Origin of the sequence: Paraclostridium sp., from assembly GCF_051656405.1 — a bacterium.
In the GTDB taxonomy this organism is placed as follows: Bacteria; Bacillota; Clostridia; order Peptostreptococcales; family Peptostreptococcaceae; genus Paraclostridium.
Genome location: NZ_JBOGBV010000006.1, coordinates 1 through 25649, shown reverse-complemented (window position 1 = coordinate 25649; position 25649 = coordinate 1). Strand labels below are relative to the sequence as shown.

At 29.0% G+C, this 25649-nt stretch carries 23 protein-coding genes and 3 tRNA genes; 1 reads left to right on the top strand and 25 read right to left on the bottom strand.

The features are described from left to right. Window positions 1-117: 117 nt before the first annotated feature. From ACRDDE_RS00870 to ACRDDE_RS00790, 17 genes are all read right to left on the bottom strand, one after another. Complete coding sequence (locus tag ACRDDE_RS00870) at window positions 118-951, bottom strand: DegV family protein (protein WP_438624887.1); 834 nt, start codon at window positions 949-951, stop codon at window positions 118-120. A 176-nt stretch (window positions 952-1127) separates the two neighbouring features. Then, window positions 1128-1382, bottom strand: a complete 255-nt coding sequence (rpsO, locus tag ACRDDE_RS00865) for a 30S ribosomal protein S15 (RefSeq protein ID WP_021432243.1) — start codon at window positions 1380-1382, stop codon at window positions 1128-1130. A gap of 107 nt (window positions 1383-1489) precedes the next feature. Beyond that, complete coding sequence (locus tag ACRDDE_RS00860; RefSeq protein WP_438624884.1) at window positions 1490-2413, bottom strand: bifunctional riboflavin kinase/FAD synthetase; 924 nt, start codon at window positions 2411-2413, stop codon at window positions 1490-1492. Between the two features lie 24 nt (window positions 2414-2437). Beyond that, window positions 2438-3343 (bottom strand): tRNA pseudouridine(55) synthase TruB, encoded by a 906-nt coding sequence (gene truB / locus ACRDDE_RS00855; protein WP_438624883.1) that lies wholly within the window; start codon window positions 3341-3343, stop codon window positions 2438-2440. Between the two features lie 11 nt (window positions 3344-3354). Continuing rightward, entirely contained in the window at window positions 3355-4335 is a 981-nt protein-coding gene (locus ACRDDE_RS00850) for a DHH family phosphoesterase (RefSeq protein WP_438624881.1), read from the bottom strand. Window positions 4336-4338: 3 nt separating this feature from the next. Then, a complete protein-coding gene (rbfA, locus tag ACRDDE_RS00845; protein ID WP_021428779.1) occupies window positions 4339-4728 on the bottom strand; it encodes a 30S ribosome-binding factor RbfA in 390 nt (129 codons plus the stop codon). A 21-nt stretch (window positions 4729-4749) separates the two neighbouring features. Continuing rightward, on the bottom strand, window positions 4750-6690 hold the full coding sequence (infB, locus tag ACRDDE_RS00840; protein ID WP_438624880.1) for a translation initiation factor IF-2: 1941 nt from the start codon (window positions 6688-6690) through the stop codon (window positions 4750-4752). A gap of 14 nt (window positions 6691-6704) precedes the next feature. Further along, a complete protein-coding gene (locus ACRDDE_RS00835) occupies window positions 6705-7025 on the bottom strand; it encodes a L7Ae/L30e/S12e/Gadd45 family ribosomal protein (RefSeq protein ID WP_438624987.1) in 321 nt (106 codons plus the stop codon). Next, entirely contained in the window at window positions 7018-7290 is a 273-nt protein-coding gene (gene rnpM / locus ACRDDE_RS00830) for an RNase P modulator RnpM (RefSeq protein WP_438624878.1), read from the bottom strand. Before rnpM ends, ACRDDE_RS00835 begins: the two co-directional genes overlap by 8 nt. 18 nt (window positions 7291-7308) lie before the next feature. Further along, window positions 7309-8382 carry a transcription termination factor NusA gene (gene nusA / locus ACRDDE_RS00825; protein WP_438624877.1) on the bottom strand — a complete coding sequence of 358 codons (1074 nt, stop codon included), beginning with the start codon at window positions 8380-8382 and terminating at the stop codon, window positions 7309-7311. Window positions 8383-8418: 36 nt separating this feature from the next. Beyond that, the gene (gene rimP / locus ACRDDE_RS00820; RefSeq protein ID WP_021428857.1) at window positions 8419-8880 is read right to left on the bottom strand and encodes a ribosome maturation factor RimP; all 462 of its coding nucleotides are present in this window, start codon (window positions 8878-8880) and stop codon (window positions 8419-8421) included. A gap of 191 nt (window positions 8881-9071) precedes the next feature. Continuing rightward, the gene (locus tag ACRDDE_RS00815; protein WP_438624876.1) at window positions 9072-10016 is read right to left on the bottom strand and encodes an alpha/beta hydrolase; all 945 of its coding nucleotides are present in this window, start codon (window positions 10014-10016) and stop codon (window positions 9072-9074) included. Between the two features lie 109 nt (window positions 10017-10125). Continuing rightward, window positions 10126-10200 (bottom strand) — tRNA-Thr (locus ACRDDE_RS00810). 5 nt (window positions 10201-10205) lie between these two features. Continuing rightward, window positions 10206-10281: transfer RNA gene (locus ACRDDE_RS00805), tRNA-Asn, on the bottom strand. 9 nt (window positions 10282-10290) lie between these two features. Next, window positions 10291-10364, bottom strand: a tRNA-Cys gene (locus ACRDDE_RS00800). 94 nt (window positions 10365-10458) lie between these two features. Then, the gene (locus ACRDDE_RS00795) at window positions 10459-11118 is read right to left on the bottom strand and encodes a lysostaphin resistance A-like protein (protein ID WP_438624875.1); all 660 of its coding nucleotides are present in this window, start codon (window positions 11116-11118) and stop codon (window positions 10459-10461) included. Window positions 11119-11211: 93 nt separating this feature from the next. Beyond that, entirely contained in the window at window positions 11212-15519 is a 4308-nt protein-coding gene (locus ACRDDE_RS00790; protein ID WP_438624874.1) for a PolC-type DNA polymerase III, read from the bottom strand. 134 nt (window positions 15520-15653) lie between these two features. On the opposite strand from ACRDDE_RS00790, the gene ACRDDE_RS00785 reads away from it, so the two are divergent. Then, a complete protein-coding gene (locus tag ACRDDE_RS00785; protein ID WP_438624872.1) occupies window positions 15654-16322 on the top strand; it encodes a hypothetical protein in 669 nt (222 codons plus the stop codon). A 27-nt stretch (window positions 16323-16349) separates the two neighbouring features. On the opposite strand, the gene ACRDDE_RS00780 is transcribed toward ACRDDE_RS00785, so the two are convergent. From ACRDDE_RS00780 to ACRDDE_RS00745, 8 genes are all read right to left on the bottom strand, one after another. After that, window positions 16350-18818, bottom strand: a complete 2469-nt coding sequence (locus ACRDDE_RS00780) for an SH3 domain-containing protein (protein WP_438624870.1) — start codon at window positions 18816-18818, stop codon at window positions 16350-16352. Between the two features lie 295 nt (window positions 18819-19113). Continuing rightward, a complete protein-coding gene (locus ACRDDE_RS00775) occupies window positions 19114-19461 on the bottom strand; it encodes a cupin domain-containing protein (RefSeq protein ID WP_021428853.1) in 348 nt (115 codons plus the stop codon). Window positions 19462-19548: 87 nt separating this feature from the next. Next, entirely contained in the window at window positions 19549-20547 is a 999-nt protein-coding gene (locus ACRDDE_RS00770; RefSeq protein WP_438624869.1) for a peptidylprolyl isomerase, read from the bottom strand. A gap of 304 nt (window positions 20548-20851) precedes the next feature. Then, the gene (locus ACRDDE_RS00765) at window positions 20852-21436 is read right to left on the bottom strand and encodes a GNAT family N-acetyltransferase (RefSeq protein WP_438624867.1); all 585 of its coding nucleotides are present in this window, start codon (window positions 21434-21436) and stop codon (window positions 20852-20854) included. A 141-nt stretch (window positions 21437-21577) separates the two neighbouring features. Next, window positions 21578-23278 carry an ABC transporter ATP-binding protein gene (locus tag ACRDDE_RS00760; protein ID WP_438624865.1) on the bottom strand — a complete coding sequence of 567 codons (1701 nt, stop codon included), beginning with the start codon at window positions 23276-23278 and terminating at the stop codon, window positions 21578-21580. A gap of 123 nt (window positions 23279-23401) precedes the next feature. Beyond that, window positions 23402-24364, bottom strand: coding sequence for a siderophore ABC transporter substrate-binding protein (locus ACRDDE_RS00755; RefSeq protein ID WP_438624863.1), 963 nt, complete (start codon window positions 24362-24364; stop codon window positions 23402-23404). A gap of 56 nt (window positions 24365-24420) precedes the next feature. Beyond that, entirely contained in the window at window positions 24421-25176 is a 756-nt protein-coding gene (locus ACRDDE_RS00750) for an iron ABC transporter ATP-binding protein (protein ID WP_438624861.1), read from the bottom strand. Continuing rightward, window positions 25173-25649 (bottom strand): iron chelate uptake ABC transporter family permease subunit (locus ACRDDE_RS00745; RefSeq protein ID WP_438624859.1); only part of this gene is annotated, 477 nt, incomplete at its 5' end. The genes ACRDDE_RS00750 and ACRDDE_RS00745, both read right to left, overlap by 4 nt.

Here is a 25649-nt window from a genome sequence, read left to right as displayed (position 1 = left end):
TTTAACAACATAAAAGTAAATTACTAGCTTTCATCGATATAATTTAGAGATACAAAACGTAATTAGCAAATATTTGTTTTTATTTATTATTTGCTTATTATGTAAATTTTAATACATTTAATTTGAACAACTAATAGCAATTATATCAGGTCCTGTATGTGAGCAGATACAAGCTCCACCTCTAGTAAAGTAAAGTTTTTTAACTTTCAGACTTTCTTCTACTTCTTTTTGCAGCACTTCAAAGTCTCCTACATTAGCTCCGCACCCAATCATTACATTTTTATCTTCAAAATTATCATATTGAGATTTTAACAAGTCTATTAGTGTATGTACTACATGTTTTTTACCTCTTACCTTTGTAACTAATGCTATATTTCCATCTTTCATTGAAAATACAGGCTTAAGACTTAACATGTTACCTATTGCAGCTGTAGTTACAGAAACCCTTCCGCTTCTTTTTAGGTATTCTAAGCTATCTGGCACAAAGAATAAATTTACACTTTCTCTTAATGCCTCTAACTCATTTATTATGCTCTTAGCATCCATATTTTGCTCTATAAGCTCACAAGCTTTTATAACAAACTGCCCGCTTCCTAGGGATAGATTTAATGTGTCAAATATGTGTATTTCTCCTTCTGTATCATTTTTAGCCATCATAGCACTTTGATACGTTCCAGAAGATTTCGATGATCCATTTATACAAATTATTGAGTATTCATCCTTATATTTATCAAATACCTCTTTAAATTGCATATATGTCGCTTGAGATGTTTTTGGAACGGTATGTATTTTTCTCATAGTATTATAAAACTCTTCATTTGTCATATCTATACCGTCTTTAAATTCATTGTCTTCTATAATTATAGTTAATGGAATTATTTCTATTTCATGTTTTTCTGCTAACTCCATAGGAATATCACATAAACTATCGCATATTAATTTTGTTTTCATAGCAAATCCCCTCCTAAAAGAAAAATTTCTATATAAATTATACTATTCCTTTATATATTTTAAACTAATTTTAGACAATTTGTAATTTTTTTGTCTATATTTGAAACTTAACTTCATTAAAGTATCTAAACAAAAAAAGAAGGCTTTAACCTTCTTTCTTTATCTAAAAAATCTAATTATTTTCTTAATCCTAATTTAGCTATTAAAGCTCTGTATCCTTCTAAGTCTTTCTCTTTTAAGTAAGCTAATAAGTTTCTTCTCTTACCAACCATCTTTAAAAGACCTCTTCTTGAGTGGTGATCTTTTTTATGAGTCTTTAAATGACCGTTTAATTCATTTATTCTAGCTGTTAATAAAGCTATTTGTACTTCTGGAGAACCAGTATCTCCTTCAAATCTTCCGAATTCTTTTATTATTTCAGTTTTGTTCATTTGTGAATACCTCCATTGTTTTATTAAATCCCCAATTACTAAGCATTGATTGGAGTATTCAAATGCCGAGTAACGGTTCACGAATCTTATTTTACCATAAAGCATGTCTATTTGTAAACATACTTTTTGTATACAAAATTTACGTCTTTTCTCAATTGCGATTTCAATTCATCTAAAGAGTTAAACTTTTTTTCATCTCGTATTCTATACAAAAATTCAACTCTTATTATTTCACCATATATCTCTTCATCAAAGTCAATTATATTCGTTTCTATGGATAATGCTTTTCCATTTACAGTAGGATTATATCCTATGTTCGTAGCTCCATAGTAAACCTTATTTTTAATATATACTTTAACTGCATATATTCCATTTTTAGGTATAATCAACTTATCTTCAGCCTTCAGGTTAGCAGTTGGAAATCCAATTGTTCTTCCAATTTTTCTGGCATGTATAACTTCGCCTTCTAAAAAATAATTTCTACCTAAAAAATCTTTAATTTCACTTACATTACCATCATTTATAAGGTTTCTTATGTAACTACTACTGACTCTTATGCCTTTTATTTTTATCGGCTCTATTACTTTAACCTTCATATTATAGTTTTCTCCAAGGCTTTCAAGCAAACCTGCATTACCTTCTTTATTTCTAGCAAAAGTAAAATCGTGCCCAACTATAACCATTTTACATTTTAGTTTTTCATGCAAAATAGTTTTTACAAAATCAGTTGCAGATATTTTCGTCATATATTCATCAAATGGAATCATAAAAACTATGTCCACACCTAGATCTTCAAATATCTTAACTTTCTCTTCATTTGTAATAATATGCTTTATAGAATCAGCTCTAAAATACCTCATAGGATGATTTTCAAATGTAAATACTACACTTTTATAATTCTTTGTTTTTGCTTCTTTTACAGCTTCTTTAATAAGCTTTATATGGCCTTTATGAATACCATCAAAATTCCCAATAGTTACAACAGTATTTTCAACATTTATTACTTCATCTAATGATTTTATAATAGTCATAATAAATTCCCCACTACTTATATTCTATACAAATAGTTTATCACTTTTTAAGCATAATGTCCCATCAACTTTTAAGAATTTACCTACTCCTAAAAATTTTCCTTCACTATATACTCTTACAAATTCATCAGTTTCTTTAAAATCACCTTTTAAAAAACCTTTATTGTAAACTATAGCTCCATTTACATAAGACTTAACTGCAAGTGGATTTATATGTATACTATTAAAATTTGATAACACATAATCTATATCATATAAATGTTCATCTAACATATTTTCTTTATTAAGTTCTTCTAATTGTTCTAAAGTTATAGCATTGTCTATATTAAATTTTCCTGATGAAGTTCTAAGTAAAAATGACATATGACCGCCACAACCTAACTCTTTACCTATATCGTAGCATATACTTCTTACATAAGTTCCTTTAGAACATTTAACATAAAACATCACTTTATTTTCTTTAAATGATAAGATATTAAGCTCCTTTATGTTAACATCTCTATATTTAAGAGTAATTTCTTCAGCTCTTCCAGCTCTAACTAAATCACACATTCTTTTTCCATTTACTTTTAAAGCAGAGTACATTGGAGGAAGTTGCTTAATTTCCCCTCTTTGAGTATCAAATGCTTTTTCAAGTTTTTCAATATTTATATCTTTAACTTCAGATCTTTCTATAATTTCACCTGATGAATCATAAGTATCTGTAGTTATTCCTAAAGTCAGTTCACAAATGTATGACTTATCTTTATTAAGAATAAGTTCACTAACCTTTGTAGCTTTTCCTATACATATAGGTAGTACCCCTGATGCATCTGGATCAAGGGTACCTGTGTGACCAACTTTTTTTATATTTAATATTTTTCTAACCCTACCTACAACATCATGAGATGTCATTCCTGTAGGTTTTAGTATATTTATTATTTTGTTCATATCAATCATCCTTAAATATGTTTTAAGACTTCGTCAATCACCATTTTTTTTGCATTTTCTATACTATCGTTTATAGTACATCCTGAGGCTCTAACATGGCCTCCTCCTCCAAATTTCTGTGCAATAGAACTAACATTCACATAGTTTTTAGATCTAAAACTTACTTTAATTTCATTCGCTGCTTTTTCTTTGAATAAAAGTCCTACTTCTACTCCATCTATATCTCTAGTGTACGATGTAACTCCATCTGCATCATTAAATGAAATATCATTTCTATTTAGCATATCTATAGTTAACATCATACTAGCTATTTTACCATCTACAATATCTAATGTATCTAATGCTTCTCCTAGTAATTTGTAATAATTATATGGATTACTTTGGAATATCTTTTGAATTATAAGATCCTTTTTAGCTCCTATAGTAACTAGATCATATGCCATTAAATAACTGCTTGGATTAGTATTTGAGTAAGAAAAATTACCTGTATCAGTTAAAAGTCCTGTATACAGATATGTAGCTATGTTCTCATCTATTAATTGATTATTAATAGTATCAGAGTACTCTTTAAGTAAATTATAGACTAATTCGCATGTAGATGATTCATTTGGATTTATATAATTTAAATCTCCGAAATTATCATTACTTGCATGATGATCTATACATATTAATTTATTAACAGATGTTTTTATTTTGTCACTTACACAAATTCTATTAATATCTCCACAATCAAGAGATATTAAAGTGTAATCACTTAAATTAACATCTGTTTCTTCTGATTTTAGTATGTTTACATTTTCAACTAAAAATCTTAAATTAACAGGTATACTATCATCAAGTACATATAATACATTTTTTCCTAATTTTTTTAAAACATAGTACATAGATAATGTTGATCCTATGTTGTCCCCATCTGGGCTATAATGAGAGGTAACAATAAAATTGTTACCCTCTTGTATAGCATTTATAATATTTTTCACATTTTTTTTCATTAATTACTCTCCTTGAGAATCATCTGAAAAATCTTTTTTGTTTTTGCTGTTGTCTTCATTTACTTTCTTTATAAGACTTTCCATATACATTCCCTTTTCAATAGAATCATCAATCTTAAAGATAATTTCTGGAGTATGTCTAAGTTTTACATTTTTTCCTACTTCTTTTCTTATATATCCACAAGCACTCTTTAGACCTGCCATGCTTGATTCTTTATTTCCACCTAATATACTTACATAAACATAAGCATAACTTAAATCACTAGTTACCTCAACATCTGTAACACTTATAAGAGAATTTATTCTATAGTCTTTTATTCCACTTATAAGCATTGTACTTACAACTTTTCTTATTTCTTCGCCTATTCTTTGCGTTCTGCTATATGATGCCATAATATCGACCTCTTTTACTTACTATTTTAGTTTTCTTTCTACTTCTTTAGTTATATAAGCTTCTACTATGTCGCCTTCTTTTATATCATTGAAGTTAGTAAATGTTATACCACACTCATATCCATGATTTACTTCTTTTGCATCATCTTTAAATCTCTTTAATGCTGCTATTTCACCTTCATGGATTATTATTCCATCTCTAACAATTCTTACTTTACCATTTCTAAATATCTTACCGCTTAATACATAAGATCCTGCTACTGTACCAACTCCAGATATTTTAAATGTGTTTCTTACTTCTGCTTTACCTGTTTCTTCATCTACATATTCAGGATCTAACATACCTGTCATAGCCGCTTGTACGTCTTCTATAGCCTTGTATATTATTGTATATGTTCTTATATCTACTTCTTCTTTTTTAGCCATTACTTCAGCTGTAGCTACTGGTCTTACGCTAAATCCTATTATTATAGCATTAGATGCTCTAGCTAGCATAACATCAGATTCAGTTATTGCTCCAACACCACAGTGTATAACTCTAACAGCAACTTCTTCTGTAGATAATTTTTCTAATGATTGCTTAACAGCTTGAACAGATCCTTGAACATCAGCTTTAACAACTACGTTTAACTCTTTAACTTCAGCATCTGACATTTGGCTAAAGAATTCATCAAGACTTATTCTTTGATTAGATTTTAGCATTTCTTCTCTTGCTATATGTTGTCTCTTTTCAGCTACATTTCTTGCTATTTTTTCAGTAGCAACTGCAACGAATTGATCTCCACCTTGTGGAACTTCTGATAATCCTAATATTTCAACTGCAGTAGCTGGTCCAGCAACTTTAACTCTTCTACCTTTATCGTTTATCATTGCTCTAACTTTTCCACAAGCAGTACCTGCAACTATAGGATCTCCAACTTTTAAAGTTCCTCCTTGAACAAGTACAGTTGCAACAGGTCCTCTTCCTTTATCAAGTTGAGCTTCTATAACTGTACCTACTGCTCTTTTGTTTGGATTAGCTTTTAATTCTTCTATTTCTGCAACTAATAATATCATTTCAAGTAATGTATCTATATTAGTTTGTTGTCTAGCTGATACAGGAACTGATATAACATCTCCACCCCAGTCTTCAACTAATAATCCTTGATCTGCTAATTCTTGTTTAACTCTATCTACATTAGCATCTGGCTTATCTATTTTGTTTATAGCAACTATTATTGGCACTTCTGCTGCTTTAGCATGGTTTATAGCTTCTATTGTTTGAGGCATTATACCATCATCTGCAGCAACAACTAATATAGCCATATCTGTTACTTGTGCTCCTCTAGCTCTCATAGATGTAAAAGCCTCATGACCTGGTGTATCTAAGAATACTATTTTTTCTCCATTTATAGTAACTTCAGATGCCCCTATATGTTGAGTTATTCCACCTGCTTCTTTATTTGTTACACTTGTTGATCTTATAGCGTCTAATAAAGATGTTTTACCATGGTCAACATGTCCCATAACCGTAACGATAGGAGATCTCTTTACTAAATCTTCTTCTTTATCTTCTTCTATTTCCATTAATGCATCTATTTCTGCTGCTTCTTCTTCTGATGTATCTATTTCTACTAATTCAAATCCATAGTCTTTAGCTACTAAAGAAGCTATTTCAAAGTTTAACTCTTGGTTTATTGTTGCCATAGTTCCCATTTTCATAAGCTTCATTATTATTTCTGTAACTGGTTTTTCTAAACTGTTAGCTAATTCTTGAACAGTTAAACTACCTTCCACTGATACTGTTGGAAGTCCACTTCCTTTAACTTCTTCATTTAATAATTCCATAGCCATTTCTGCATCTTCTTGACTTAATTCATCATTTTTATTATTTACGTTTATATCTAATTCTCCTAGTTTAGCTATAAGTTCTTCACTAGTAATTCCTAAATTTTCTGCTAATTGGTATACTCTTGTTGACACAAGACCACCCCCTATTATATTTTTGTATTTTCAATAAGTTCTAAAACCTTATTTGCAAAACTTGCGTCCTTAATTCCAACAACTGCTCTAGGCGATTTTCCTATAGCTAACCCTAATTGCAATTTAGTTGAATATGTAACACAGTTTATATTTCTAAAAGATGTTTTATCTTTAAATAACTTTTTCGTGTTATTCGAAGCATCATCTGCTACTATAACTAATTTTACCCTATTTTTTTTAATGTCAAGCATAGTTGAATCATCACCCGATACTAATTTACCTGCGCGCTGTGCGAGACCTAGAAAAGAATAAATTTTCGCTTCATTATTATTCATTATCTTCAATCTCCTTAATTAGTGATTCATACACTTCTTCAGGAATTTCCATTTTAAAAGCTCTACTTAGGGCATTACTTTTAATAGCTTTTTTTAAACATTCGCTACAGTTACAAATATATGCACCTCTACCGTTTGCTTTTCCTGTTTTATCTAAAAATATATGTCCTTCTTTATTCTTAACAATTCTTACTAACTCTTTTTTATTGTCTCTATCTTGACAAGCTATACACTTTCTCTGAGGAACTTTTTTTACCTTTTGCAAATGTATCACTCCTTATATCTAAGCATCTAGTTCATCTTGATTTACTGCTTCTTTAGCTGCTTGAGTTTCACTTTTTATATCGATTTTCCAGTTAGTTAACTTAGCTGCAAGTCTAGCATTTTGACCTTCTTTACCTATAGCAAGTGATAATTGATAATCCGGAACTATAACTAAAGCACTCTTCTCTTCTTCCTTTACATCTACAGACATAACTTTTGATGGGCTTAGAGCTGCTGATATAAATTCAACTGGGTTTTCACTGTACTTGATTATATCTATCTTTTCGTCACCTAGTTCATCAACTATATTTTTAACTCTTGATCCTTTAGGTCCAACACATGCTCCTATTGGATCTATATTTTCATCTACTGAGCTAACTGCCATCTTAGTTCTAGATCCAGCTTCTCTTGCAATGCTTTTAACTTGAACAGTTCCTTCAAATATTTCTGGAACTTCCATTTCAAATAGTCTTTTAACTAAACCTGGATGACTTCTTGAAACACTTATTTGAGGTCCTTTATTAGTTTTCTTCACTTCTAATATATAAACCTTTATTTTTTGTCCTGCTTGATAATGCTCTCCTGGTATTTGCTCTGCTTGAGTCATTATAGCTTCTATTCTTCCAAGATTTACATGCACTATGTTTTTGTTTACTCTAGCAACCTCTCCAGTAACTATTTCATCTTGTTTGTCTATAAACTCATTATAAACTATATCTCTTTCAGCTTCTCTTATTCTTTGAACAACTACTTGCTTTGCAGTTTGAGCTGCTATTCTTCCGAATTCTGTAGTAGTTATCTCATTTTCTATTATATCACCAATTTCATAGTTAGGGCTTATTTCTCTAGCCTCATCTATTTCAATTTCTAAGAAAGTATCATATATATCTTCTGAGTCAACAACTATTCTTTGAGAGTAAACCTTTACATCTCCTTTTTCTCTATCAAAATATACTCTAACATTTTGAGCCGATCCAAAGTTCTTTTTATAAGCAGTTAATAATGCTTGTTCTATAGTATCTATAAGTATTTCTTTATCTATTCCTCTATCTTTTTCTAATTCTTCTAATGCGTCTACAAACTCGTGGTTCATTTCTTTATCCTCCTATTTTTCGATATTAAGTTTTAATTAGAATTTTACAGCAAGTCTTATAAGTGCTATATCTTTTTTATCAAATTCCATCTCTTCACCGTCTACTATTAATTTAACTACTTTATTTTCAGCTAGTTCAACTAATTCCGCTTCAAAATGTTTTAATCCATTTATAGGTTTATATAATTTAACTTCTACATCTCTACCAGCATATCTTACAAAGTCTTTTTCTTTTTTAAGTGGTCTATCAAGTCCTGGTGAAGATACTTCTAAGAAGTAGTTTTCTTTTATTGGATCTTTTTCATCTAATATAGGGTTTATAGCTCTAGTTACAACTTCACAGTCGTTTAAAGATACACCCCCATCTTTATCTATAAATATTCTTAAGTAATATTCGCCCGCTTCTTTAACATATTCAACATCAACGATTTCGATGTTATTTTCATTAGTTATTGGAAGTACTAATTCTTCTATCATCGCTTCTGTACTTTTTTTCATTCGACTTACCTCCTATTCAGTTGTTATTTTATAGTCTATAAGTACTATAAATAAAAGAGTGAGAACTTTCCGTCTCACTCTTAGTTTTTACATTTTATACTATTTTATATACTATAATACCATACATTGTTTTTATTTGCAAACTTTCTAGTATTATTCAATGTTTTATCCTATTTTTTATAGTTTAAAATTTAATTTTTTTGAACTTTATTATCAATAAATTTATATATTCTATTAAAATATTCTTTTCCTAATATATCATATCCATTAACATGTTGAACTCCATCTATTAACCATAACTCTTTCTTGTTATGAGGTATATTGTCATAAATTATTTTGCTACTATTTGGAGAACATACTTTATCCTCTTTTCCATGTATTAAAAACATAGGAGTTGTAATATGCTGAACTGCTTTATATGGCTTTACGTCTTCATAGCTAAACCCAGATTTAACTTTTGTATATAAATTCCCCATAAATTTAGCATACCCAACAGGTAATAAAGGTATATTTTCATCTTCGATTCCTAGCCTTATCGCATCTTGCATATCATGATAAGGAGAATCTGCTATATAAAAATCTACATACTTATTTTTTTCATTGATTTCTGAATGCATAACAATAGTTGCAGCCCCCATTGAATGTCCATGAGCTCCTAATAACCCATTTGGATATTTTTTCTTTACAAACTTGGCTACATTTTCTAAATCATATCTTTCATAAAGTCCAAACGTATAATCATTTCCACCTGTATGCCCAGTATGTCTTTGGTTATATAGCATTACATTATAACCATGCTCTAGATATTCATAGGCTTTTTCTAGATATTCATAATAATTACTTTCAATTCCATGAACTAAGATTATACTTTTATCGGTAGGTGTATTTGACTTTATAAATTTACCTTCTATTTTGTATCCATTTTCAGGTGAGTTTATAAAAACATCTTCGTACTTATATTTTTTTAACTTATCTAAAGGCTTACCTTCTCTATGTGAAAAAACTTCTACTATATTTTCATTTTTTATTTTTTGACTAGATCCAACAGACCCATCATACACTAAATACCCTACTACACAAGACCCTATTAATAAAACTAAACTGATTAAAAATACTACTACAATTGATTTTTTCATTAATCCCTCCCATTTTATCACTTGGTGCTAATACTTAGTATACAGTAAAATCAAATTCTTTTCTACTTTTTAACGCAAAAAAACAAGCTATTATTAGCTTGTCTATAATTGGAGCTAGTGATAGGAATCGAACCTACAACCTGCTGATTACAAGTCAGCTGCTCTACCGTTGAGCCACACTAGCATATATGGCGGGAATAACAGGACTCGAACCTGTGACCCATTGATTAACAGTCAATTGCTCTACCAGCTGAGCTATATTCCCATTTTATTTTGGAGGCGACACCCAGATTCGAACTGGGGATCAAGGAGTTGCAGTCCACTGCCTTACCACTTGGCTATGTCGCCTCATTTCTTACAATATTATTATATTAGTTTTTTTAAATTTTGTTAACCATTTTTATTAATTTTTTTAATTTTTTCCTTCGATTTTTTTCGACACTTAACATAGAGATACTTTCAGTTTATCATTTCCTTTTTTAATTAAATACAAACCTAATATTAAATATATTAAATTCATCCATATCCCTATTGGATTTGGTATTATAATTAAAAAGTTATTTAATATATGTGCAAATATAGTTGCTTTAATAGACTTAGTATAATAATAAATTAGCCCTAATATTATTCCGCCTCCAAATGCAGCTACACCTTGTATAATATTTAAGTGACCAATTCCAAATATCAAAGCTGAATATACTATAGCTTTGATAGGACTGTTTCTAAATTTCTCCAATAGTTTTCCAAGTAAAATTTTTCTAAAAATTAACTCTTCAATTATAGGTCCTATTATAATAACTTGAACACTAATTACTATAGTATTTATAATAGTGGCATTTTGCATATATGTATTAAAAATATTTTTTGATGGAACTATATGTAAATATAAAATCCAATTTGATATTATAACACTTTTTACTAAGACGAACCCCAAAATCATACATGCACAACTTATCATACTTCTTTTAAATAAAACCCTACTTTTACTTTCATTAAATTCCTTATTTTTCCCTGGAAATATTTTTTTCGATATTTTTAAGCAAATAAAAATTATTAAAATATCACAAATCCCTATAATCAACGAAATTAAGTTTATATTCATAATAATTCCCCCTTTTTAATCTTTGTTCATTATGTAGTAAAAATACCTAAATTAGGATTATAACTCATTTTTTCTAAGTTATAATCCTAATTATTAGAATAATGATAATTGATTCTTATCACTCATATTTTCTAAAGATCCATGATTTGTTAAAGTTTCAATTACAGTTTTTGAAATTTTAGTTCTCTTTCTAAGATCTTCTTTAGATATAAATTCTCCATTATCTCTTTCATTTTGAATATTTATTGATGCATTCTCTCCTACCCCTTGTAGAGCTATCATAGGTGGTAATAAAGTTTTCTCACCTACAACTTGGAAGTTTTTAGCATCCGATTTATATATATCAACCGGTATTATCTTTATACCTCTTGCATACATTTCAAGAGCAACTTCTAAAACTGTTAACATATTTTTTTCTTTAGTAGTTGCTTCATTTCCTAACTCTTCAATTTCTCTTATCTTTGATTTTATCGCCCCTAATCCTTTTACAATTATATCTGCATCAAAATCTTCTGCCTTAGTTGTAAAATAAGTTGCATAAAAAGCTTCTGGGTAATGAACCTTGCAATATGCAAGTCTAAATGACATCATTACATATGCAACAGCATGTGCTTTAGGGAACATGTATTTAATTTGCTGGCATGACCATATATACCACTCTGGAACATCATTTTTTTCCATTTCTTCTATATGCTCAGGTTTTAACCCTCTACCTTTTCTAACACTTTCCATTATTGTAAAGGCCATTTTAGGAGGTAATCCTTTAAATATAAGGTAGTTCATTATATCGTCACGAGTAGATATAACATCCTTAAGACCTACTATTTCTTTTTGGACTAACTCTTGAGCATTATTTAGCCAAACGTCAGTACCATGAGAAAGTCCAGATATACGAACAAGCTCTGCAAATGTAGTTGGCTTAGTATCAAGTAACATTTGTCTAACGAACTTAGTTCCAAACTCAGGTATTGCTAGTGACCCTATTGGACAATTTATTTCTTCTGGTGTTACTCCTAATGCATCTGTTGATGTAAATAATGACATAGTTTCTTTATCATCTAATGGTATTGTTGTAGCATCTATACCTGTTATATCTTCGAGCATTCTTATTATGGTAGGCACATCGTGCCCTAGTATGTCTAGTTTAAGTATTCTACCACTTATAGAGTGATAGTCAAAGTGAGTAGTTATTACTCCACATGAAGTATCATTTGCAGGATATTGTATAGGTGTAAAATCATACACATCTTTATAATGAGGAACAACCATAACTCCACCAGGATGTTGCCCTGATGTTCTTTTTACTCCTGTACATCCATTCGCTAATCTTAATGCTTCTGCTGAAGTAGTGTTTATATTATTTTCCTCTATATATTTTTTGGCATATCCAAATGCTGTTTTTTCTGCTACTGTACCTATAGTTCCAGCTCTATAAACATACCCTTCACCAAATAGTTCCTCTGTGTATTTATGAATTATTGGCTGATAATCGCCAGAGAAGTTTAAGTCTATATCCGGTTCTTTATCTCCTTCAAATCCTAAGAAAACTTCAAATGGTATATCATGACCATCTTTTTTTAGAGGTCTTCCACATTTTGGGCAATCTTTATCTGGCAAGTCTGCTCCTGATCCCCATTCTCCTATTTCATAAAAATAAGAATATTTACATTCTTCATTTTCGCATATATAGTGAGCAGGTAATGGATTAACTTCTGTTATATCACTCATAGTAGCCGCAAAAGACGACCCAACCGATCCCCTAGATCCAACTAGATATCCATCTCTTAATGACTTAGTAACAAGTTTTTGAGAAATGATGTACATAACTGCATACCCATTTCCAATTATAGAGTTTAATTCTCTATCTAACCTTGCTTCAACCACTTCTGGCATAGGGTCTCCATAAATTCTTTTTGCTTTTTCATAACACATTTCCCTAAGTTCTACATCAGACCCTTCTATTACAGGTGGATATGTATCATCCGGAATTGGTTTTATATCTTCAATCATATCTGCTATTTTATTAGTATTTGCTACAACTACTTCATATGCTTCTACTGGATCTAAATATTTGAATTCTTCTAACATCTCATCCGTAGTCCTAAAGTGAAGATATGTCTCTTCTTCATCTGCTTTAAACCCTTGAGAATTTTTCAAAACTTTTCTAAGTACAGCTTCATGCTTATCTAAGAAATGTACATCTCCTGTAGCTACTGGTATTTTATTAAACTTCTTAGCTACATTGATTAATTTTCTATTTAACTCCCTTAATTCTTCTTCGTCTTTAACTTCACCTTTTTCAATCATGAATCTATTATTATCAATTGGCATAACTTCTATATAGTCATATAAGTCTATTATTTTTTCTATTTCTTCGTCTGGTAAATTTTTCTTAACAGCGGCGAATACTTGTCCTGCTTCACAGGCAGACCCTATTATCAAACCTTCTTTATACTTTTCTAATACACTCCTTAATATCCTAGGAGCTCTGTAAAAATGATTTACATGTGCATCTGATACAATCCTATATAAATTTTTTAATCCAGTGTAATTTTTAGCAAGTAAAGTTATATGATTTGTCGCAATCTTTGTATAATCAAGACCTCCAAGTTTCTCGTTTACATCACTTAACTTTTCAACGCCTTCTTTTTTAAGCATTTCTAAAAATTTTATAAATATATGAGCTGTAGCCTCTGCATCATCTACTGCTCTATGGTGATTTAAAAGAGGTATTCCTAATGCTTTAGCAATAAGGTTCAATCTATGTCTTTTTAATTGTGGTAATAAAACTCTAGCTAAAGTTAAAGTATCCACACTCTTATTTTTAAACGCTAGACCTTGTTCTCTGCTTTTCTGAGATATAAATCCCATATCAAAATCCGCATTGTGCGCAACTAAAACATCGTCACCTACAAATTCTAAAAACTTAGGTAGTATAGCCTCTATCGTTGGCTTATCTGCTACTAAATCATTAGTAATTCCTGTTAATTCCTGTATTTTATAAGATATGTCTGTTTCAGGATTTACCAACTCACTAAATCTATCTACAACTTTAAAGTTTTCTATTTTAACGGCACCAATCTCAGTTATCTTATCATTTGTATTAGAAAATCCAGTAGTTTCTATATCAAATACTACAAAACTTTGAGATAGTTCTTTATCATTTGGGTCTTTTATTATAGGAACTTCATCTTCTGCTAGATACCCTTCAACACCATAAATAGCCTTTATGCCATGTTTTTTAGCAGCATCCATAGCTTCTGGAAATGCTTGTACCACTCCATGATCTGTTATAGCTATTGCAGGATGTCCCCATTTTGCAGCTCTCTCAACTAATTTTTTTGTTGGACATATAGCGTCCATTGATGACATTTGAGTATGGGCATGAAGCTCAACTCTTTTAACGTCTGACTTATCTATACGTTCTTCTTTAACTTCTTGTTTTATCCCACTTATTGTCATCGTTAGTTCTTTCTGATAGTTATCATAAAGTGCATCACCTTTTATTTTTAGATAAGCACCTTTAGTTACTGAATCTATAACTTTATCTTTATTCATATCATTTAAGAACAGCTTACAACTTATTGAACTTGTATAATCTGTTACTGCTGCTATTAAAAGAACTTTACCATTTCTTAACTCTTTTAATTCAACATCAAAAACTTCACCGATTACACACACAGTTCCTGAGTTAGGATTTAATCTATTTATTTTTTCAACTGGAGCATTTACATTTTCTCCATAAATATATTCTTCTTTTGATAAAGCTCCTATAGCTTCATTTCCTTCAATTTCAGCTTCATTTTCATCGTCTAATTCTAATGATTCTGCTATTCTTTCTTTTACCATTTCTTCAACTAAATTATCATTTTTCATAATTAGTTTTTCTACATCAGGTCCTCGGTTAACAGATTTTTCAAAAACTATGTCTATTTCTATTCCAGCTTCCTCTGCCAATACATTTTTTAAAACCTGTATAGCATTTTGATTTATAAGTCTCCTATAAAATAAATCTGATGGTAACTTTATTTTTAACGTATCATCTATACACATATACTCAACTTTTTTCACCCATCCACTTAGTGATGGACATAAATTAATTAATATATGTAGTATATTTGACCAATATTTTTTTATAATATCTTTTGTTTTTTGTTTTTCTAATTTAACATATCTTACTTTAATTTTTACATCACTAAAGTAATCAAGCTTTTCCTTAATTTCTTCCCTTAGCATGTCTGTGTATATATAGCTTATTATATTTTTTGAAGATAAATATATATATATTATTTTTTCTTCCTTAAAATATATCACTTTTGTTACATCTACCTCTGCTAATTGTTTGTTTAAAATATTATTGTCTATTTCAAGTTTCTCTAAATAATCTTTAATAGTTTCCATAAGAAGTTCCCTCCTCTCCATCAAATCATTATATCATATATACTACTTTTTTTATTAGGATTAGCTACAAAATATATATTTTTTAATAATATATTAATAAGTAAGTTAGATAACACATTTAAGGTGGTGATTTCATGGATAACGTTGATAGTATTTTAATAAATAAGATTTTGCTTTCTTATGAAGATTTGGGAGAAAAAAAAATAATAAAAGAAATTGTAAAAAGTGTAAATGTTAATAAAAAATTATATATGCTTTATTTTAAAAAAAGATTCATACCTATATGCACCCTGCCTAGATTAAGAATTATACTAGTTTCAAAGCAGGGATTTGTATCTTTTTGTTATAACTTTTTTTCATTCTTACATTCTAAAAACATTTTTTTAAACATATCTAGTAAAAACATTTTTTCTATAGCTAAATTTGTTATATATCATGAGATTGGCCATATACTGGATTCAAGCATAGATGCTAGCAGAGCCGAATACAGTCAATTAATCAAAACTTTTATAAATAAACTTGTTGAATATGATATCGATATAGATATAGAAAATCTTCACAAAAAAAGCTTGCCGGTTGATTTAGAGGAATGTGTTATAAATCTAAAGAAAAATCTTATAAATAGAGAGTCTATAGCTTGGTCTATAGCTCATAAACTTATAGACTTCGAGGATAAAAACGAAGAGTTTATTTTTGATAATATGAGAGAGTATGCATTAGCTACTTATAATTTTGGCAATATAAAAAATATTATTAGTGAAAACAACATAGATGTTTTTTTAAAGTATAAAAGAGTTGTTTAAAAAAATGAGGGTAAAACCCTCATTTTTTTATTTTTTATGAACTGGAACTTCATAAACTAAAGTGCTAGTTGTATCATACATACCTGCCAATTTATTCATTACTCCTGATATAGCATTTGCCCAGTTTACATCTGTAGCATATTGATGCCATAAATTTTCATAACTCCATCTCATTTTATACAAAGTATTTTGTCCATATTTACTACTATGTATATAATTTGAAGATAGCCATTTAGCTGAACCTTCTATAGTTTTTTCAACTGTTGTCCATCCATTTTTATATGCAGCTTCAGCTCCTGAAAGATTTGCAGTTCCATCAAACGCTCCAATTCCAAAGAAATTATAAACCTTTACAGGCTGAGATAGTGGCTTACCTTGATACGATGTTAAAACTTGTCCTTGTGCAAGGGTAGATTTTCCATATCCAGTTTCAAGCATACAGTGTCCTACTAAATATGCCAAGTCTATATTATTGTTTTTAGCCGCATTTATAAATGCTTGTCCTTGATTATAAAAAACATTCGTTCCACCTGAAACAGGACTTAAACTATTTAAATATCCGTTTAATTCACTTGCAGTTATTCCACCTTTATAGCTATCTAATCTTAAAAATTGTAGCATACTACTCTTACTTCCTGTAAAGTTACTTGGGTTTATATAGTGTTCTATATCAGATCTACTAGCTTGTACAAACCCACGTGATGCGATCATATTTCCATTACCTTTACTAGCTTGTTGGTTAACATGTTGTGTTAAAGTATAGCTTACAGGCGTATTATTAACTGTTGCTCCATCTACAACCTCAGAGCTACCTCCTCCACTATAGTCTTTTAAGTAGTCACTTGATACGTAACCTTCTTTTCCATTGAATTTAATTTTTGACCAACCATTACTTTCTGATATTACCTCTACTACTTCATTTTGTCTTAGAGATCCTATTTTACTACTACTTGTTGATGCCCCACTTCTTACATTTAACGATGTTGCTGTTACTATTTTATTATTACTTGGGTTTGGATTTTCACTTCCTCCACCAGTATTTCCACCATCAGAGTCTTTTAAATATGTACTTGATACATATCCTTCTTTTCCATTGAATTTAATCTTTGACCAGCCATTACTTTCTGATATCACTTCTACTTTATCATTTTGTTTTAATGATCCTATTACACCATTACTTGTTGATGGTCCACTTCTTACATTTAACGATGTTGCTGTTACTACTTTTGTTTTTCCTGGTGTTGGATTTGGATTTTCACTTCCTCCACCAGTATTTCCACCATCAGAGTCTTTTAAGTAGTCACTTGATACGTATCCTTCTTTTCCATTGAATTTAATCTTTGACCATCCATTACTTTCTGATATTACTTCTACTTTATCATTTTGTTTTAATGACCCTATTACACTATTACTTGTTGATGGTCCACTTCTCACATTTAGCGATGTTGCTGTTACTACTTTTGTTTTTCCTGGTGTTGGATTTGGATTTTCACTTCCTCCACCAGTATTTCCACCATTAGAGTCTTTTAAATATGCACTCGATACATATCCTTCTTTTCCGCTGAACTTAACTTTTGACCATCCATTACTTTCTGATATTACTTCTACTTTATCATTTTGTTTTAATGATCCTATTACACTATTACTTGTTGATGGTCCACTTCTTACATTTAACGATGTAGCTGTTACTACTTTTGTTTTTCCTGGTGTTGGATTTGGATTTTCACTTCCTCCTCCAGTATTTCCACCATTAGAATCTTTTAAATATGTACTTGATACATATCCTTCTTTTCCACTGTACTTAACTTTTGACCATCCATTACTTTCTGATATCACTTCTACTTTATCATTTTGTTTTAATGATCCTATTACACTATTACTTGTTGATGGTCCACTTCTTACATTTAACGATGTTGCTGTTACTACTTTTGTTTTTCCTATTGTTTTAGTTTCATTTGTATTAGTATTAGCATTTGTATTTGCACTTGTGTTTTGATTAGTACTTGGTTTTTCACTTGGTTTTATATTGTTCTCATTTGATAGAAACTCACTTGATACGTATCCGATTCTTCCCTCATACTTAATCTTTGACCATCCATTACTCTCTGATATTAATTCTACTTCAGTTCCTTTTTTTATTTTTGCTATTGTTCTATAGCTTGTAGACGCCCCACTTCTCATATTAAGTACATCTGCTGTAACTGTTTTTTTAGATTCTGATTGGTTATTTTGGTTAAGATCTGTTTTTATATACTCGCTAGAAGCCCAGCCAGAGTTACCATTTCCTGCTTTTATTTTATACCATCCATCTTGACTTTCTAATATAGTTACTTTTTCATTTTGCTTAACAGAAAAAAGAAAAGAACTTCCCGTTGAAGGTTCACTTCTTACATTTAATGATGGTGCTGTTACAATACCTTCCTGACCAGATGCAAATACATTTGTAGCTGTCAATGGCATAAATGCGAGTGTAGCTATTGCTATTTTTTTATTCAATAAATATCCCCCCTATTTTAAGTTAATTTTATACTTACGTTTTATATACGACAGTTTAATTGTATATTAAACATAAATAGTTAAAATCCTGTAACTTTTCCTAGTAATTTTTATTGTATACGAAAAAAAACTATTTTTAGTGGTTTTCATATTTTTCTTTACAAATTATATATACAGCAAAAAATCAATTTTCTAACATTTAATGTTTAAAATATGTTAAATTATTATTTTAATAATAATTTTTAGTAAATGTATTTTTTTAAGCATAAAAAAAAGATGGGTTATCCCATCTTTTTTAATCATTTATAACTATTGCTATTAATTCTAATTCTTCATCACCAGTATTTTCTAGATAATGTGACTCTCCATCTGCTGTGTACACAACATCTCCAGATCCAATTGGCTGCATAAATCCATCATCTAATACTCTACCTTCACCTTTAATTATATAATATACTTCAAAATCATCTGTATGATCATGAACTCCTATAGATGAACCTGGTGCTAAAACTAATCTTGAAATTAACTTAGCCTTATTTTTTAATTCTTTTCCTTCAATCAAATGATACATAGTAGTAGTTCCTCTACCATCCCTTAGGTTTTTAACTTTTTTTTCAGTTAGTTCCTGTGGTCTTTTTATCATTTAAAATCGCCCCCCCGTATATGCTTACTATAATTTTATCACATTTATAAATCATAGTCATATATGAAGATACATTTTTAATAAATTTTATTTTTTGACATCTACTTTATATTCTTTTGTTAACTTATCAATTAAAGAGTTTTGTTTCTCTACTACTAATTGCTCTTTAAGCTTTTCTTTAACATCGTCAAAAGACATTTCTTTTTCTCCTGTTTTCTTTATTATGTGATATCCATATTGAGTTTCAACAACCTTCGGATATATTTCCCCATTATTTAAAGTAAATGCAGCTTTTTCAAACTCAGCTACCATATCCCCTTTTCCGAAGTAACCTAAGTCCCCTCCACTTTGAGCGCTTCCATCTTCAGAATATTTCTTAGCTAATTGAACAAATTCTCCTCCCTCCAAAGCTTGTTTTAATATATCTTCAGCTAACTTTTTATTTTCTTTTAACTTAGCATCATCTAATTTTTTTCCATTTTCATCAGTATTCTTTATTAATATATGAGATGCACTTATTTGATTAAAATCTTTTTTATTCTTGTTGTAATAATCTTCAACCTGTTTATCTGTTACCTGGCTTTTTTCTTCTATATATTTAGCAGCTACAGCTTCTTTTTCTATAGACTTTCTCATTTCATCTTTAGTTATTCCAAACTGCTTTAAATAAGCTTCCTCATCTAAACCAAATGTTTTAGATATAGTAGCCATATAATTACTGTATTGAGCATCAATTGTCTTTTTATCTAACTTAAATTTATTTTTAACTGCGTCTTTATACAGCGTTTCTGTCGTCACTATGTGGTCTATCATATTTTGTTCATAATAATCTATCTCTTCATCAGTCATTTTAGTCTTGCCATTCATATAAAATAAAGGGTCCATTACATTTTTCAATTCTTTTTCCTTTATTTTTGTGTCTCCAATAGTTGCTATTACTTTGTTTTCACTGTAATGCCTACTAGTTGCTGGTAAATCTCTTCCTTTTTCTTTTCCAAGATAAAAGCCTGCTATCCCTATGCCAACTGCTAAAACGCCTGTAATTATCCATACTTTTTTACTTATATGTTTTTTTTCTTTATCCATATTTTTTTATGTACCTCCTAAAATTTATCTTCAACTATATTTTATAGTATAAATGTGAATTCCATATGAATGACCATCATTTTCCAATTCATATTGTATTATAGACAAATTTTCTTAATATTAAATATAATTTTTTTTAAAATTATATTTACATTTTTTATTTTTTAAACTATAATAATATTCAGAATATTTATTGTAATTAAATGATTAATATAAATCCCCGTTTATATTTTAATTATTAAAATGCCCTTAAAAAAAGTATGAATTTAATTCATACTTTTTTTATGTCTATTTTTAATTTTAATTAATCTAGATACCTAGATAATATATAATTTTTTCTATACAATTCATACTTGTCACATTTTATCATTTTTATGGAATTTGAAATTTTCATTTTTTTATCATAAGTTTTTACATATTTGAAACCTAAGCTTTCTAAAGATTTTCTAGTTCTAGGATTTTCTTCATATGTAGTTGCTGTTATCTTTTCTAAATTTAAAACCTTAAATCCGTACATTAATGAATACTTAGTCAAATCTGTTGATATATCATGTCCCCAGTAAATAGGGTTTATACATATTCCAATCTCAGCCTCTTTATCTTTATTAGACACATTGTTAAGACCTATATTCCCAATTAATTTATTATTCTTTTTATCTATTATAGCCCAGTGATTTACATTTCCTTTTTTATAACTATTTATAAAATGATTTCTTATAAATCTTTTTGTTTCAACTATTGATTTATGAGTTTTTATAGGTAGATATTTAACTACTTTATCCTGGCTATAATACTCAAACATACTTATTGCATCTTCTACACATATAGGTCTTAATATATATTTATCAGTTTCTATTATTTTCATTTGAGGATATATAGAATCTTTCATTAATAGTTCCCTCCTTAAAATAATTAATACTCTTTTATATGCATATATGTTTTTAGATGTTAATCTATTCATAAAATTTCACGTTCTTTAAACGCAAAAAAGCATAAGATAAATTATATTTACCTTATGCTTAATTGTTTTTTATTTTCTATGAAGTTTTGAGTATACTCCACCTTTTTCAATTAATTCTTTGTGAGTTCCTCTTTCTTCTATTCCATTTTGAGTTAAAACTATTATTTCATCTGCACTTTGTATAGTTGATAATCTATGAGCTACAACTAAATTCGTTCTATCTTTTCCCAATTCCTCTAAAGATTTTTGTATTTCTTGTTCCGTTACATTATCAAGAGCTGATGTAGCTTCATCTAATATCATTATAGGTGGATTTTTAAGGAATATTCTAGCTATAGATATTCTTTGCTTTTGACCACCTGAAAGCTTAATTCCTCTTTCCCCTACGTAAGTATCATATCCGTTTGGAAGTGTCATTATAAAATCATGTATTCTAGCCTTTTTACATGCATCTATAACTTCTTTGTCAGTTGCACCTGACTTTCCGATTATTATATTTTCTTTTATTGTACCTGTAAATAAAAATACATCTTGAGCTACTACCCCTATATTTATTCTTAATGAATTTAAACTAACATCTTTTACACTAATTCCATCAATCTTTATATCTCCTTCTTCAAAATCAAAGAATCTAGGTATAAGATTACATAAAGTAGTTTTACCTCCACCAGATGGACCAACTAATGCCACTGTCTTACCAGCTTCTACAGATAAGCTTAAGTTCTTAAATACTTCATTGTCATCTTCATAAGTAAATGAAACATTTTCTATTTCTATATTTCCTTTAACATCTTTAAGTTCTATAGGATTTTTAGCTTCTTTTTCAGTTTCTTCATTTATAATTTCTGAAAATCTTTCAAATCCAGTCATACCATTTTGGTATTGCTCTGTAAAGTTTATTAATTTTCTAATAGGTTGTATAAATAAATTTACATAAAGAAGATATGCTGCGAAATCTCCTAAATTTATATAGTTCATATAAGTAAAGTATCCAGCAACTATTAACACAACTAAGTTTAATATATCTATAAATAAGAACATTCCTGAGAAGTACTCTGCCATAACTTTATATGCACCTTCTCTAGAATGTCTAAATATATCATTAGATTCATTAAACTTTTCTAACTCTTCTTTTTCTGTACAGAATGATTTAGTAACCCTCATACCTGCTATACTATTTTCTAATGTCGCATTTACATCTCCTGTTTTAACTCTTGTGTCCATAAATGCTTTTGACATTCTTTTTCTTTGAGTTACAGCATATAAGATTATAAATGGTAATATCGCAAAAATAATTAATGTAAGCGGTACATTTATTCCTAATAATATTAAGAATGAACCTATTAACATAACTAATGACACAAATAAATCTTCCGGTCCATGATGTGCTAATTCTGAAACTTCCATAAGGTCATTTATGATTCTAGACATTATAACCCCAGATTTATTATCATTAAAATATGAATTAGGAAGCTTTTGTAAATGAGTAAATACATAACTTCTCATATCAGCTTGCATCCTAACTCCTACAACGTGTCCCCAGTACTGCATAAAATAATTTAATCCTGCTTTTACTATGAATATTAATAGTAATGTAACTGCAAATACAATTAACATCCTTGAATCCTTATTTGGTACAACTTCATTCATTATATTTCTAGTTATCATAGGATAAACTAGGTCACATAAAGCTACGGCAAATGCAGCTATTAAATCAAGTATGAATAATTTTTTATATGGCTTGTAATATTTTATAAATTCTTTTAACATACCATCCCTCCTTGTCTATACTATTATATACCCAATTTGAGTATATGTAATTAAAAAAAGTAATATTAATAGAAATTTAAAAGTTGTATGAAAACTGCATAGTTTACATACAACTTTTTTATATTATTTATTATCTATCGCCTTATCAACTTCATCTAACATAGTATTTGTAGATATAAATCCACCATCACTTAAGTACCAAGAATGAGTATCTAAGTATACTATGTTGCCATTTTTAGCAGCATTAGTTTTATTTACTAAATCATTATTTAATATCTCTTTAGCTGGCTTTTGATTTTTATCATTTGCTATAACTGATTTATCTATAACAAACATATAATCAGCATCTTGACTTGATACGTACTCAAATGATATATCTTGACCATGGTCTGCAGATTTTAAATTACTATCCGTATTTTTAAATCCAAGATTGTTATATATCATTCCAAATCTTGAATCAGATCCAAAAGCACTTAAATTCCCATCACTTACCATTAATGTAGTTGCTTTGTATCCATTTTTAGTAACTTCTTTATTTATATCTTCTATTTTTTTATTTATTTTCTTTAATTCTGACTCTACTTGATCCTCTTTATTAAATATGTCTCCTAATACTTTCATGTTGTATGTAAAAGATTCCATATATTTTCCATCTTCTTTAGCTAAAGATATAGTTGGAGCTATTTCACTTAATTTGTCATAGAAACTATGTTGTCTTCCATTTATTATTATCAAATCTGGTTTAAGTTCATTTATTTTTTCTAAATCTGGTTCTTTAAGTCCGCCTACATTTGCGTATTCACTAGATTCATATTGACTTAAGTAAGGTGGCATAGATGAACTTTGAGCCGTTCCTACTACTACTTCTACTCCTAAAGTTTTTATAGCATCTAATGCTGCATAGTCAAATACTACTACCTTTTTAGGATTTTCTTTTACCTCTGTTGTCCCCAGAGCATGTTCAATTTTTATAACATGATTGTTTTGTTCGCTAGTTTTATCATTTTTCTTAGATCCAAATAGTAATGTTCCTCCTATTAAACCAACTATAACAATTCCTGATATTAACGCCACTTTTTTGTTCATTTTTCTTTTCTCCTTTTTTATAATGATTATCTTTATCAGTTAATATTTAAATTTTTTTAGAAATAAACACAAATCTTATCTCCGTTTATTTCTCTAATATCAAATTCCATATCATATATACCTTCTAAAACTTCTTTATTGATTATATCTTGTGTTTTCCCGTGATTAGCAATTTTACCATCTTTCAATGCTACTATATAGTCAGAATAACAAGATGTGTAATTTATGTCATGCATAACTAATACAACAGTTTTTCCTAATTCATCACATAAGTTTCTAAGAACTTTCATCATTTCAACAGAATGTTTCATATCTAAGTTATTAAGTGGTTCATCTAGAAATACATATTCAGTGTTTTGTGCTATTACCATCGCTATGTAGGCCCTTTGTCTTTGACCTCCACTTAATTCATCTAAATATTTGTTTTGAATATCTTTTAATTTCATAAAATCTATAGCTTCATCTATATATTTTCCATCTTCTTTTGTTAATCTGCCTTCGCTATGAGGATATCTTCCAAAGCTAACTAGCTCTCTAATTGTAAGTTTTAAATTTATATTATTTGATTGTTTTAATATAGCTATTTTTTTAGACAACTCTTTGTTATCCCACTCTTCTAATCTCTTGCCATCTATTAGAACTTCTCCGTTATCCTTTTTCATTAGCCTAGTTATCATCGATAAAACTGTACTCTTTCCAGCTCCATTTGGCCCTATAAATGAAGTTATCTTGCCTTTTTCTATATTTATAGATACTTTATCAACAACATTTTTATTTGAATATTTTTTTATTAAGTTCTCTACTTGTATCATTGATTTTTACTCTCCTTTAATAACAAGTATATAAAGTATAATCCACCTATAAAGTTTATAATTACACTTATAGTAGTTGTAAATGTGAATACTCTTTCCACTAAAAACTGACCTACTACTAAAGTTAATATACTTATTAAAATTGATGCACTTATCAAGTATGTGTGCTTGTATGTTTTAAATAACTGCTTTGCTACATTTACAACTAAAAGTCCTAAAAATGTTATAGGTCCAACTAAAGCAGTTGATATTGAAACTAACATAGCCACAACTATTATTAATTTTTTTACAGCTTTATCATAATTTACACCTAAATTTATTGCATGATCTTTTCCCAAAGATATTACATCTAACATTTTAAGTTCATCATATATAAATGGTATAATAGCTATAATCATTATTACTGACATCATCAAGATTTCTGTATTTACATTACTAAAACTAGCATATAAACTATTTTGAAGTGCAGCATA